The sequence below is a fragment of the Longicatena sp. genome, assembly GCF_982403165.1.
This window is the reverse complement of the sequence record NZ_CEVYEL010000059.1, coordinates 1-14,404: the sequence shown is the minus strand read 5'-3', so window position 1 is coordinate 14,404 and position 14,404 is coordinate 1. Positions and strand designations below refer to the sequence as shown.

Below are 14,404 nucleotides of genomic sequence, written 5' to 3'. Positions count from 1 at the left end.
TAACTACGCCCCGAGGGATTTTCACCCTAGATATGTGGCATGCCCGCCACACATATAAAAAAAGCCGTACTTTCGTACGAACTTTTAAAAGTCAATGTCAAGTGAAACCGGACAATGATCAGAGCCAAATACATCTGTATGAATACTTGCTTCCTGTATCTTATCTTTGGCATCTTCACTCACTAAAAAGTAATCAATGCGCCATCCGGCATTTTTCTCGCGCGCTTTAAAGCGATAGCTCCACCATGAATATATGCCTTCCTGCTCTGGATATAAATAACGGAAAGAATCGATGAAGCCACTCTGTTGAAGCGTTGTCATCTTCGCTCGTTCTTCATCAGTAAAACCGGCATTGCGACGATTGGTCTTTGGATTTTTTAAGTCGATTTCCTTATGTGCTACATTCAAATCGCCACAAACAATCACACTTTTCTTTTCCTTTAATGCATTCAGATATGCGCGGAAATCATCTTCCCATTGCATACGATAGTCCAAACGCAATAAACCATCTTTTGAATTCGGTGTATACACACAAACCAGATAAAAGTTTTCATATTCACAGGTAATGACACGTCCTTCATGATCATGTTCATCAATACCCAGATCATAGGTCACCGCTATTGGCTTTTCTTTGGTAAACACCATTGTTCCACTATATCCTTTTTTATCTGCACTGTTCATATATTGATAATATCCGGGTGTTACAATATCCAATTGCCCCGGTTGCATCTTCGTTTCTTGAATACAAAAAATATCTGCATCTATTTCTTGAAAGAAATCCATAAAGCCCTTTGTCATACAGGCACGGATTCCATTGACATTCCATGATACCATCTTCATAAACATCTACCTCCATCACATAGCATTATGATAACGGATTTCATAGAAAATTACTAGTAGTTTAACCAAACATCTTGCGTTTCCATGTTACCTAAATATATTTTCTTTCATATGAAAAAGTCAGTGATGTAGCAAGACATGAAAGTCTGCAGATCATCACCGACATTCTGTTTATTCCATAAATTCAAATTCAATATTACAGATGACAACGGTATCGCCGTCCTGACATCCCGCATCACGCAATGCCTGGTCAATCCCCATCTTACGCATCTTACGCGCAAAACGCATGAAATCTTCTTCATTATCCAGTTTGCTCATCTTAAAGCTTCGTTCAATCTCATCACCAACGATTTCCCAATCACCATTTCCAAGATTGCGAATTTCGTACGCTGGTTTTTCGGGTTCAAATTTATATAAGACACCTTCGGCTTCCTCATCCACTTCTGCATCATTGAATAATGGAAATTGTGGTGTAGTTTCTAATAAATCAGCTGCCCGATATAATACCGGCTCCAAACCTTCCGCGATAATCGTCGTCGTTTCAAAAACTTCTACCTCAGGATAGGCCTTTTTAAAACGTTCTAGATTTTCTTTTGCTTTCTCTAGATCCATCTTATTCGCCAAAACAATCTGAGGACGTTCCATCAAACGATATTCATAGTTTGCTAACTCTTCATTTATGATCTTATAATCTTCTAGCGGATCACGGCCATCATGGCTGCCCATATCAACTACATGGATAATCACGCGACAACGTTCAATATGACGCAAGAATTGATGCCCCAATCCTTTACCTTCACTTGCACCTTCAATCAAGCCCGGCAAATCTGCCATAACAAAACTACGTCCATCCGGTACTTGAACCATGCCTAAATTCGGAGCTAAGGTCGTAAAGTGATACTCTGCAATCTCTGGACGTGCCTTTGATACAACGGATAAGAGTGTTGATTTTCCTACAGATGGAAAACCGACCAAACCAACATCGGCTAGCACCTTTAATTCTACTTGGATATCTAATTCTTCTCCTGGCGCACCTAGTTCTGCATATTGAGGAGCCGTATTTTTACTTGATTTAAAATGAAAATTTCCTTTGCCCTTTTTACCACCTTTGGCAATAACCTCTCGTTGTCCTTTATGGGTCAGATCAGCAATGATCCTACCACTCTTCATATCTTTTACAATCGTTCCTAATGGAACTTTAACAACACAATCCGCACCTCGTGCTCCATGCATTTTCTTTGTTTTTCCCTTGCCACCTGGCTCAGCCGCAATCTTTTGGTTATAACGAAGATCTAACAATGTTGTTTTCCCTTCATCTACCATGAAGACAACATCACCGCCATCACCGCCATCACCACCGCTTGGCCCACCATAGGCAACATATTTTTCTCTACGGAAAGCAACGATACCATCACCGCCTTTTCCCGCTTTTACATGTACTTTTACACGGTCTACAAACATTTGCACACCTCCTTATCTATTTTTTAAACAAACTTTATTCAAAAATAAAATCCCCATGTGGGGATTTTTTATTCTTAAGCCTGTGGGTAAACTGATACTTTTTTCTTATCTTTACCTAAACGCTCGAATTTTACGATACCATTTACTTTTGCAAATAAGGTATCATCTCCACCTCTCCCAACGTTTGTACCTGGGTGAATTTTCGTTCCGCGCTGACGATAAATGATAGAACCTGCGTGGCAGTATTGTCCATCAGCTAATTTTGCGCCAAGACGTTTTGACTCAGAGTCACGACCGTTCTTTGTAGAACCAACACCTTTTTTAGATGCAAACAACTGAATATCTAATACGAATTTCATACTCACACCTCCTGATCATGTATTGAAATATAGTTATGATAATTTTCTTCCAGAGTTTTTAATTGAATCAGCATCGCTTCTAGTAAAAGCTCTGCCGTTTCATCTCTCTGTTTTAAACTGATTTTTACATATGCTTCTTTCATGACAAGTTCGCACACGTCATGTTTCGTCATTTGGTCCAAAACATTCAGCATTCCTACCGCGATAGAACTAACTCCGGCACATACAAGATCTTGACCATGTTCGCCATATTCTGCATGATTATGAATCAGCACTTCCTGTAGAAAATCCGACTGTCGTTTAACCTCGACGTTTACCATATTCTTAAGCCTCGATAGATTCGATTGTTAATTTTGTATATGGCTGACGGTGACCCTGTTTGCGATGAGAGCTTCCTTTTTTTGCTTTGTACTTGTAAATGATGATTTTCTTAGCTTTGCCCTGTTTTTCAACTTTAGCATTCACCTTTACACCTTTTACATATGGAGTACCAACGCGCAGTGCACGGTTGCAGTAAGCGACAACTTTGTCAAATACTACTGTTTCTCCTTCAGCTACATCCAATTTTTCAACGAAGATTGTTGCACCTTCTTCTACACGGATCTGTTTTCCGCCTGTTTCAATAATTGCGTACATAATCGCACCTCCTTCTTGTTTAAGACTCGCCATGCAAGGTGATGATTTCTCATGCTTAAACCCTGTTTTGAGCGGTTGTAAATCCAAAAGAGGACATACAACATAGATATGTTATCATAAACTCTAATAATTAACAAGAGTTTTTTTCTTTCATGCCTTCCTAATTTTTTCTTTCATTCTTTACTTATCAATTCGATATGACGATGTTAATACGCATGCAATCCATTTTGAGATAATTCTACAATAGTTGCAATCTTTTTTAACAAACATAATAAACATTGCGTTTACTTCTGTATCGCCAATCCTTTACTTCCTAACGAATGAAGCTAGCCTTATTCCTCATCCTTCTGTATACGTGTTAGTTTCTTGACCAAGCAGGAGGTTTCTTTATCAACAACTCCTTCCACATACAGATAATTCCCCTTGATTAGATCATCAGCATGTAGTTCATAAATATTTGGCATACAAACCAAATCAAACTTCCCTGTTTCATCAGCTCCTACCACAAACATCATTAAATGACCATTCTTTGTACGGAACTGTTTGGTACGCTCAACCATACAAATGAATTTCACATAAGAATGCAAATGTGAGGTCAATGCAATTAAAGGCACCAAACCTTGCTGCATTTTATCACGCAATGCCGTAATCGGATGAGCAGATAAGTAAAAGCCTAGCATCTCTTTTTCACGTTCAGCGCGCTGTGCCGCATTTTCTTTTAAAGAAGTTAATGCCGGCTTGCTTACTAATTCAAAATCAAATAATATTTGATCTTGATCCTCAATCTTCACCAGATCTCCATAACGTATTGCATCATCTAAAGATGCTAACAAAGAACTGCGATTGATCTTGAATTCGTCCAATGCCCCGGCAAATATCAGCATTTCCATTGTTTTTTTACCAAGCTTTTGCCCTTCCATACGCGCCACAAAATCAAAGAAATCTTTGAAGTTCCCACGTTTTTGACGTTCTTCAATTAGGACATTAGATACCGCATTGCCAATACCTTTAATACCAACAAGAGGAAAGCGCAATGCATTGCCTTCTATTTCATACTGGTTGCTGCTTTGATTTACTGATGGCAACAATATTTCAATATGTCGTTTTCTTGCTTCAAAAACATATTCACTCGTCTTAGTTTCTGAACCTATCACACTATTCAACAAAGCGGTAAAGAAGTACAAAGGTGCATTGGCTTTCAAATACGCCATCTGATAAGCAATCATACCATAAGCAACAGAATGTGAACGATTAAAACCATAATTCGCAAATTTCATGATCAATTCATAGACACGTATTGCCAAGCTCTCTTCATAACCTTTTTGTTTAGCACCTTCGACAAAATCTTCTCGTAAACTTTGTAATTCCTTACCTTTTTTCTTTGATATCGCCTTTCGCAAGTTATCCGCTTTGCCAAGTGAGAAGCCAGCCATTGTTTGAGCAATCTGCATGACCTGTTCCTGATAAATCATAACGCCATAAGTGTTTTCTAAAATCGACTTTAAATCAGGATGTAGATAATCTACTTTTTCAGGATGTGTACGACATTCCAAATAGCGAGGTATATTTTCCATCGGTCCAGGTCGAAAAAGTGCTACCGTAGCCACAATATCTTCAAAACAAGTCGGTTTCATCTTACGGATTAAATTTTTCATCCCTTCACTTTCTAATTGAAAGACTCCGACCGTATCTACTGATCGAATGAGCTGATACGTTTTCGCATCGTCTAAAGGGATATGCATGATATCTAAACGTTTCTCTTTCGCATTAATCTGATGGACAATTTCATCAATAATGGTCAGATTACGCAATCCCAGAAAGTCCATTTTGATAAGTCCCAATTCTTCCAAGTACTCCATCGTGAATTGTGTGGCACACATTCCTTCATCTACATCAATTAATGGACAAACATTAGAAATATCCTCATTGCTTAAAATTATACCGGCAGCATGCAAAGAGGAGTGACGCGGCAAACCTTCCAATTGCAAAGCAATGGCAAACAGCTTCCGCATTTGTTCACCGCTGTTGATCATTTGTTTGAATTTCACACGTTCCTGATAAGCATCCTGTAAAGTTACTTTGGGCCGATTTGGTACTAATTTACATAACAAATCAATCTGTCTTGGGGCAACTTGCATCGCTTTTCCTACATCGCGAAGTACCTGTTTTGCAGCCAAGGTATTAAATGTAATAATATGTGACACATGATGTTCTCCGTATAAATCATGCACATAGGCGATCACTTCATCTCTTCGATCATCTGGAAAATCGGTATCGATATCCGGCATAGAAACACGTTCAGGGTTTAAAAAACGCTCAAACAACAAATGGTAGCGAATCGGATCGGCATGAGTAATTCCTAAACAATAGGCGACTAATGAACCGGCAGCACTGCCACGGCCTGGCCCAATGTAAATATCTTGCGTTTTTGCAAAACGGATAAAATCCCAGACTATTAAAAAGTAATCTGCATATCCCATAGAAATGATAACATCCAATTCATAACGCAGACGCTGCTCATAAACAGATGGGATTTTCTGATATTGCATCCTTTTCTCAAGTCCTTTATGACAAAGCCTGCGTAAGAATTCCTCACTGCTCATACCATAACGATTTTTGAATTTAGGTAAAATGGCCTTTGGAAATTTCATTTCAACATGACACATCTGAGCAATTTTATCACTGGCTGCCAGATCATCTTCATCGTATAGTTCTACCATTTCTTCTTTCGAGCGGAAATATCGCTTTGGGCTATAATTCAGCATCTTATCATCTAAAGATACCCCTTGGTTGATAGCACATAGTGTTTTATAGCTTTCTTCACCTTTCGCTTCATCAAAATATATACGAGATAAAGCCGTCGTTGGTATTTGCATCTGTTGACATAATGCTTTTAAAAGTCGGTTCTTTTGTCGTAATAACGGGCTGTCGTTACGAGAGATTGCTACATAGAAAGTCGCGAAACTTTCCTTACACCGTTGCAAAAAGGCTGCCAAATGTTCCATCTCTTCTTTTATGAGATATGTTTCCATCTGATTTTGGTCACCATTTGTTAAGACGACACAATCTTTCGTATACGTTAACAACTCTTCCATTGTTAACTGTTCTTTCCGTTCTTTTGTATTTAGCATTGTAGATAATTTCATCAACGCTTGATAACCATCATCATTTTTGGCCAATAGTATAAAGCCAAATATTCCCTCTTCTTCAGCCACCTCTACTTCCATACCAAAGATTGGCTGAATATCAGCTTTCTTAGCCATATGATAAAAGGCCATGGCTCCATGCATAACTTCTTTGTCACAAAGTGCTACCGCATGATAGCCATACCGCTTAGCACTGTCAACGATCTTTTGTATGGTCATCGTACTTTGCAGCAAGGTATAACAGCTGCGCACATGCAGATGTACACTCATGACATCACCTCTTTCATTCTTATATTTTATCATGTATAAAAGAAAACTTGAACCTCTTCCACAGATTTCCTAAAGATTACATTGAGAATATCATTTTTCTAACCTTTTAGATTTCCTTTTCATTACATGTATGCACATACTACGTCTTTATAACGTAAGGAATACACATACTTATCTCTACCTTTTCATTTGGCAGGGAATTTCATCATAAGTTCACTCATAAAATGGTAGTTAAATAGTTTCTAAAGTACAGAAAACATGAAAAAAGTCTTATAACTATCGTTATACTACTACATAACAACAGTTTCAAGACTTTTTATTTATTCATCAATGCGTTTTAATAAGTCCTGTAATAAGCGATTAATGTCATCCTTCTTTAATCCCTTAACCCCACAGGCAAAGCGATGTCCGCCACCATGATAAGTATTGGCAATATCATTGATCGTTTTTTGGCGAGAGCGCAGGCTACCATTATAGATTGCGTTACCATCAGCATCTCGTTCTTTTTCAATAAATAAGGCCCATGCTTCAAATTCCTGTACACCGCCCATAACAAATACTTTTTCCTTCGCCTCATCAAACGTCAGTCCATAATGCTCGTAATCTTCTTTGGATACGATCATATAGGCTAATTTCTCTTCTAAGACACTGCAATTCGCACGAATATAATTTTCATAACGATATAGACGCAGACTTGTCGAAAAATTGTCTTCATTTGCCTTAGCTACATCCACACCACATGTTAATAAATAAGCAGCCACGTGGAACGTATCTGGTGTCATGGTTGAAATAGAAAAACGTAAAGTGTCAGCAATTAAACCACCATATAAATATTGTGCACACAGTGCAGATATACGAATACCTTTTTGCATAAACATATCTGCTAATATTTCACATGTAGCACCTTTCAGATCCTGAATAATTTCTACATCGGCAAATGTTTCGACATAAATATGATGGTCTATTTTCAATCGATAGGCAGCGTTTAGAAAGCGTTCATCATCCACACGGGCACTATTCGCCGTATCCAAGATAATAGCGAGACTCTGTGTTATTGTTTCATCATCTACAACATCCATTGCGGGAAAATTGCCGTCACGTGAACCGCTTCCACTCGACCCTAAAGCATATACCTGCTTTTTGGGATATGTATCTTGAATCCACTGTTTGAGACCAAACTGTGAACCCAAGGCATCACTGTCTGGAGAAACATGACGATATATCGTGATAATGTCATATTGCTCAACTAAATCAAACAGTGCTTGATACATCTTATTCACCTAACAATGCAAAGGTATCACGCGCAATCATCAGTTCTTCATTAGTAGGAATCAACCACACCTGAACCTTACTTTCTGGTTTTGATAATAATAGCTCTTTTCCACGGCTTTTTGCATTCAATTCTTCATCTAAGACGATACCAAATGCATCCTTCAAACGTTCGCATACCAAACGGCGAATATTCGTATCATTTTCTCCAATACCACCAGTAAAGACGATAGCATCCGCACCACCAAGCTGTGCATAATAGCCACCTACTGTATTGATAACACGATTCACATATACTTCCGTTGTTAAGATGGCACTTTCATTGCCTTCCTTGCAAGCATCTTCAATATCACGTGCATCAGAACTAATGCCCGAAACGCCTAGCATACCTGATTGCTTATTCATAACCGTATCCATTTCATCAGGAGTTAATCCTTCTTTTTTCATGACATACGTAACGATAGCAGGATCAATATCACCGCAGCGTGTTCCCATCATCACACCAGCCAATGGCGTAAAGCCCATGGATGTATTAATAGATTTTCCACCATCTACAGCAGTAATCGATGCGCCATTTCCTAAATGACAAGTAATGATCTTTGTATCCTTCACATCCTTGTTCATTAATTCTGCACAACGTAAGGATACATATTTATGAGAAGTTCCGTGGAAACCATAACGACGGATCTTATATTCATCATAATAACGCATTGGCAATGCATAAATATAGCTTTCTTTTGGCATTGTCTGATGGAATGCCGTATCAAAAACGAACACATGTTTACAGCTTGGCAGGTTTTCTTTAAATGCGTTATAACCAACTAAACCAGCTGGGTTATGTAATGGTGCTAAGTCATTTAAAGATGCAAATTTAGCAACTACATCATCTGTTACAGGTACACTTTCTTTAAAGATTTCTCCACCATGTACAGCACGATGACCTGCGCCAACGATTTCATCTAAGCTATTGACAATCTTATATTCTACCAAAGCTTCCAACAATAAAGCCACTGCTTTTGTATGATCTGGGATAGGCAATGTTTTTTTAATTTTCTCACCATCTACTTTAATGGTAAACATCGCATCTTCAAAACCGATTTTTTCGACGATACCACTCGTTAATACCGTCTCAGATGGCATTTCAAACAACTGGAATTTTAATGATGAACTACCTGCGTTCACTGAAATAATTTTAGACATTTCTGCTTTCCTCCTGCTAATTTTCCAATTTTTCTAATTCCTCAACCAGTGTACAGATTTCTGCATCACCGACTGCTTTTATTTTATCATAGATTTTGATTCTTGTTTCATAATTTTGCACAAGATGAAGTTTTTTCTCATACTCCTGTAAGATCAAAGAACTGCGTTTCATATGATCACTTACTGCTGAGCGCGAAATCGCTAACGTTTCCGCAATTTCCGAAAGTGAAAAATCTTCTTGATAATATAATTTCATCACTTCTGCTTGTTTCTCGGTTAAAAGTGTTTCATAAAAATCAAGCAGTGCGTTCATCTCTTCGGTTTTTTCGATCATTCTTCTAATAATCCTTCACACATGCTATATAAGTAAGAATCAATATCGAACGGACGAAGATCATCCACCGTTTCTCCTAAACCGATATATTTTACAGGCAGACCTAATTGTTCACGTATCGCAATGACAATGCCACCTTTTGCCGTACCATCAAGTTTCGTCAAGATAATCCCTGTCACATTGGTCGTTTCTAAGAAAATCTGTGCCTGTGAGATACCATTTTGTCCGGTTGTTGCATCCAACACCAACCATACTTCATGCGGCGCACCAGGAATTTCACGTTCAATAACACGGCGCATTTTCTCCAGCTCTTTCATTAAATTCGCCTTATTCTGCAATCTTCCTGCTGTATCTCCAATCAAATAGTCAATCTGATGTTCTTTCACATAGCGACACGCATCCACTAAAGCTGCACTTGGATCTCCGCCTTCGCGTCCCTTGATACAAGGCACATCTAAGCGTTGGGCCCAGGTTGCCAATTGATCTATCGCTCCTGCGCGGAATGTATCCGCTGCCGCCAAAGCAACACTACTTCCTTCTTCTTGAAAACGTTTGGTCAGTTTAGCCGTGGTGGTTGTTTTCCCACTGCCATTTACACCAACCATTAAGATCACCGTAGGACCATCTGTATTTTTATGAAAAGGAGCGTCCTCTTTTGCACAATACATATCTCGCATAACTTCAATCAGACAATCGGTGATTTCATTAAATTTCTTCAATTTCCGATCCATTGCACGATTTTCTACTTCATCAACAATTTTCTGAGCTGTTTTTATACCGATATCTGCCTCTAGCAAGACAATCATCAATTCTTCTAAGAACGCTTCATCAACACCAGCAAATCCCACTGCTAAACGGCGAATACGTTCAGAAAACGATTTTTTTGATTTATTTAAACCACTTAGATAGCGATCACCATCCTTCTTGGATGAAAATGTATTTTTTAATTTTGATAAAATTCCCATTATGCACTCACCTCTTCTTTATCAATCATATGAATTGCATCCTGCAGCTTAACTTTTAACAGCTGCGACACACCATTTTGTTGCATGGTAACCCCATATAATGCATCACATTGCGCCATTGTTCCCGGACGATGAGTCACTACGATAAACTGACTCTCTCCTCGGAATTGCCCAATGTATTTGGCAAATCGTTCAACATTCGCCTGATCAAGAGCAGCTTCTACCTCATCAAAGATGCACAGTGGCATCGTTCTCGCCTTTAGGATAGAAAAGAGCACACAGATCGCAATCAAACTCTTTTCACCACCAGAGAAAAGGCGAATATTTTGTACGGTCTTTCCTGGAGGCTGGACATCAATATCGATGCCGGTATTTAACACATCCTGTGGATCCACCATGAACAATCTAGCTTTACCACCGCCAAACAAGGCTCGGAAAACATCATTTAACTGCGCATTGATCTTATCAAACATCTCTTTAAACTGTTTGATCATGATTTCATCCATCTCATCGATTGCGGTAAGAATCTTATCCTTTGCCGCCAATAAATCTTCGCGCTGTTTCGATAAAAAGGTAAAGCGTTCACTCACCTCTTCATATTCTTTCGGCGCATCTAAATTTACATTTCCTAACGCCGCAATTTCCTGGCGCAACACGACAACACGTCTGCGAGCTTCCTCCATATCTGTATCTAATTTCATGCTCTGCGCATATTCAAACGTCATTTCATAAGTAGAACTCAAACGCTCCATACTTGTTTCTAACCGTGTTTCAGCTTTAGCTTGTGCGACTTCTACTTCGCGCATTTCATTCTGTAACACATTAAGCTCTCGACGTAATTGGCGAATCTGTCCATCCTTACGTTCCACTTCGTTTCCGGCTTTTAAACGACGTTCACGTTTGCTCTTCATCTGTGAGGTAATATCATCAATCTTAGAATGCACCGCGGAAAGCTTGACGACGATATCATCTTCCATCAGCGCACTATCTGCTAAATCTTCCTGCGGGGCAATTTGCTCGTAATCCGCCTTTAAACGATCATATTTCGCCCATTTTGCCTTAACGATAGGATCTAGCTGCGCACTGGATATCTGCATCTGCACAAAATCGGTACGCAAGCGTTCTTTTTTGCTTTGCAAAGCTGTTAGCTGATTCTTTAAGCCATCTACTTTCATGCTTTGACCATCTAGGCTTTGCAACACCTGATTCAATTCTTTTTGTATCGTTAAAGGAGTTGCTTGATTACGAGTACGTCCACCTGTCATACTTCCCCCTTTATTAACGATATCTCCTTCAAGCGTTACAATCTTATAGCCATAGCGCAACACCTTGGCAATCTCATTCGCATTCACCAGTTGGTCCACCACAATGACATTCCCAAACAATGCATCTCGCAAGGTGTTAAACCGTTCTTCATTTTCAACAAATTCACTCGCGATTCCTAAGAATCCTTCACAGTTTTCAGCCAACATGCGATGTTCTTTATTCATATAGCGTGGTTTCATGACAGTTAAAGGTAAAAAGGTTGCTCTACCTGACTGATTTTTTTTCAAAAAAGAAATTGCATGCCGCGCAGATGCCTCATCTTTTGTTACAATATGATACATTGCTCCAGCCAATGAATTTGAAATTGCCGTTTCATAATTCATCTGCGGTTTAAACAGTTGGGATACTACCCCTAAGATACCATTTAAATTTGCATCTAGTACTGCCTTGACCGCCTGTTGATGATTAAATGGCTGACGCGCTAAATTTTCTAATACATCCTTACGATTCTGCAAGCGATTCAAGATGGCATTCGCCTGTTGATTTTCCTGCAAACAATAAGAAATATCATTATCACATTTCGTCATTTCTTCCTTACGCAATGCCATATCCGTTTCCAAGTCTTGTAAACGGCGAGAACGATCCTCATATTCATAATGAGCCTCTTCCATCATTGCTTTTAATTCTTTCGCTTTCTCTGCATTACTGGCAAATTCCAACGCATATTTACGCTTTTCATCCATTTCGATCTTCCGCGTTTCCAACATACGGGCATCTTCACTTAATTTCGTAAAAGTTTCCTGTAATTTGGTGATTTCACGATCCAACTGATACATCTCATTCCGTAATTCACTATTTTGATTATCTTCTACGGAAATCGTTGTCTCATGCATCGCTTTTTGTGTGTCTAAATCAAAAGATTTCTTTTTCAGCTCTTCCATCTGCGTGTGCAGTTTTTCAATCTCATCCACTAACACACTAACCTCAATCTTTTCTAGTTCACTTTTTTTCTCAATATAAATATTCGCTTTCTTTGCCTGCCGCTTTAAAGGATTCACCTGACGTTCCAATTCCATAATGATATCTTCTAAACGAGACAGATTTTCCTGTGTTCGATTTAATTTGCCTAACGATTCATTTTTACGTTTCTTATACTTAGCCACACCGGCTGCCTCTTCAAATAAAGCTCTTCGCTCTTCAGGCTTTGCATCCGCAAAAGCTGAAATATTTCCCTGTGATATGATAGATAAAGAATCTCTTCCTAATCCAGTATCCATCACAAGATTAACGATATCTTTTAAACGGCATGGTGTCTTATTGATGAAATATTCGCCTTCACCGCTTTGACGATGCAAACGACGGGTAACCTCAACCTCTTCAAAATCGACATTCATAATGTGACGCGAATTATCGAAGACCAAGGTCACTTCAGCCATATTTACCGGTTTTCGTTCTGTTGAGCCATTAAAGATAACATCGCTCATACTGGTCCCACGCAGTGATTTTACGCTTTGCTCCCCCAACACCCAGCGAATGGCATCATTGATATTACTTTTTCCGCAGCCATTTGGCCCTACGATACCAATGACATCAGAATCAAAGGTGATGATGGATTTATCCGCAAAGGATTTAAATCCCTGCAGATCTATTCGTTTTAAAAACATAGGTGCCTCCATTCAAAAAGTCACGTATTGTCTGATAAATAATCATTACTAAAATACGAATCTGCTTTTTATACCGTTTTCTATTATATCATGATTTTTCCCATGTCTTACAAGATATTTTAAGATTCCCACATTTTTTCAATCAGCACTCTTACGGAAATGTGTTTCATATAGAGGACACTTCTTTATATGAGCGCTAAATAAATATTTCTTCGACAACCTTCGTTGAGCTTTTTATACAATTGTGCTACAATAGGTAACAACTTCATGGGAGGTGATGCATTCATGGAAGAAAAATCCATGCGTGATATGTATAAACTGGGATTAGGAGAAGAAGTTGCCAATTGTGTGACCCATGGAATCATGGCATTGCTTTGTCTTATCGCTCTTCCTGCCGCAGCTGTATACTCATATGAACTTGGTGGAACCTTGCGTTCGACAGGTGTTTCCATTTTCATAGTTTGTTTGTTTTTGATGTTTATCGTTTCTACCTTATATCACTGTATGCCTTTTGGTAGCGATCATAAATATGTTTTCCGTAAGCTAGATCATATCTGCATTTATTTTGCGATTGCCGGTAGTTATACCCCTATTGCTTTATGTGTCATCGGCGGTTGGGAATGTATTGCCATTCTTTGTATTGAATGGTGTGCCGTCATCGGCGGTGTCTTATTAAAAGCATTATCCTCAAAATCTTATCCGAAATTGTCTATGACGATTTATATGATTATGGGATGGACAGCACTCTTATTTATGCCTGCAATCATCCAGAATGTAACGCCACTCTTTCTAGGGTTGATCGTAGCTGGCGGTATCATGTATACCATTGGCGCCTTCTTTTATGGCAAACCACAACATAAATATTTTCATTCTTATTGGCATATTTGTATTAATATCGCCAGTATTTTGCATTTCATAGCAATTGTCTTTATTATGTAGGAAAGAGGCTGTAACGAAATAGACTGAATTGACAAGTCTATGAGGTTACACCTCT

At 38.8% G+C, this 14,404-nt stretch carries 12 protein-coding genes and 1 other annotated feature; of the genes, 1 reads left to right on the top strand and 11 read right to left on the bottom strand.

All coding sequences use genetic code 11. The features are described 5' to 3' along the window. Nucleotides 1-84: 84 nt before the first annotated feature. The 11 genes from AC1VS3_RS10950 to AC1VS3_RS10900 form a co-directional block, all read right to left on the bottom strand. Complete coding sequence (locus AC1VS3_RS10950) at nt 85-840, bottom strand: exodeoxyribonuclease III (protein ID WP_008688697.1); 756 nt, start codon at nt 838-840, stop codon at nt 85-87. Nucleotides 841-1,011: 171 nt separating this feature from the next. Then, the gene (obgE, locus tag AC1VS3_RS10945) at nt 1,012-2,301 is read right to left on the bottom strand and encodes a GTPase ObgE (RefSeq protein ID WP_008688699.1); all 1,290 of its coding nucleotides are present in this window, start codon (nt 2,299-2,301) and stop codon (nt 1,012-1,014) included. A gap of 74 nt (nt 2,302-2,375) precedes the next feature. Further along, a complete protein-coding gene (gene rpmA, locus AC1VS3_RS10940) occupies nt 2,376-2,660 on the bottom strand; it encodes a 50S ribosomal protein L27 (RefSeq protein WP_008688701.1) in 285 nt (94 codons plus the stop codon). Nucleotides 2,661-2,662: 2 nt separating this feature from the next. Continuing rightward, on the bottom strand, nt 2,663-2,980 hold the full coding sequence (locus tag AC1VS3_RS10935) for a ribosomal-processing cysteine protease Prp (protein ID WP_008688703.1): 318 nt from the start codon (nt 2,978-2,980) through the stop codon (nt 2,663-2,665). Between the two features lie 4 nt (nt 2,981-2,984). Beyond that, nucleotides 2,985-3,296, bottom strand: coding sequence for a 50S ribosomal protein L21 (gene rplU, locus AC1VS3_RS10930; RefSeq protein WP_008688704.1), 312 nt, complete (start codon nt 3,294-3,296; stop codon nt 2,985-2,987). A gap of 12 nt (nt 3,297-3,308) precedes the next feature. Further along, nucleotides 3,309-3,383 (bottom strand) — a sequence feature (ribosomal protein L21 leader region). A 245-nt stretch (nt 3,384-3,628) separates the two neighbouring features. After that, nucleotides 3,629-6,712 carry a DNA polymerase III subunit alpha gene (gene dnaE / locus AC1VS3_RS10925; RefSeq protein WP_008688705.1) on the bottom strand — a complete coding sequence of 1,028 codons (3,084 nt, stop codon included), beginning with the start codon at nt 6,710-6,712 and terminating at the stop codon, nt 3,629-3,631. Nucleotides 6,713-7,032: 320 nt separating this feature from the next. Further along, entirely contained in the window at nt 7,033-7,983 is a 951-nt protein-coding gene (locus AC1VS3_RS10920) for a DHH family phosphoesterase (RefSeq protein ID WP_008688706.1), read from the bottom strand. Between the two features lies 1 nt (nt 7,984). Next, nucleotides 7,985-9,181, bottom strand: coding sequence for an acetate/propionate family kinase (locus tag AC1VS3_RS10915; RefSeq protein ID WP_008688707.1), 1,197 nt, complete (start codon nt 9,179-9,181; stop codon nt 7,985-7,987). A 16-nt stretch (nt 9,182-9,197) separates the two neighbouring features. Continuing rightward, nucleotides 9,198-9,515, bottom strand: a complete 318-nt coding sequence (ylxM, locus tag AC1VS3_RS10910) for a YlxM family DNA-binding protein (RefSeq protein WP_008688708.1) — start codon at nt 9,513-9,515, stop codon at nt 9,198-9,200. Next, nucleotides 9,512-10,480: a signal recognition particle-docking protein FtsY gene (ftsY, locus tag AC1VS3_RS10905; protein WP_008688709.1), complete on the bottom strand. Its 969-nt coding sequence runs from the start codon at nt 10,478-10,480 to the stop codon at nt 9,512-9,514. The genes ylxM and ftsY overlap by 4 nt, the downstream gene beginning before the upstream one ends. After that, nucleotides 10,480-13,410: a chromosome segregation protein SMC gene (locus AC1VS3_RS10900; RefSeq protein WP_008688710.1), complete on the bottom strand. Its 2,931-nt coding sequence runs from the start codon at nt 13,408-13,410 to the stop codon at nt 10,480-10,482. Before AC1VS3_RS10900 ends, ftsY begins: the two co-directional genes overlap by 1 nt. Nucleotides 13,411-13,695: 285 nt before the next feature. On the opposite strand from AC1VS3_RS10900, the gene trhA reads away from it, so the two are divergent. Next, nucleotides 13,696-14,349, top strand: coding sequence for a PAQR family membrane homeostasis protein TrhA (trhA, locus tag AC1VS3_RS10895; protein WP_008688711.1), 654 nt, complete (start codon nt 13,696-13,698; stop codon nt 14,347-14,349). Nucleotides 14,350-14,404 lie beyond the last annotated feature (55 nt).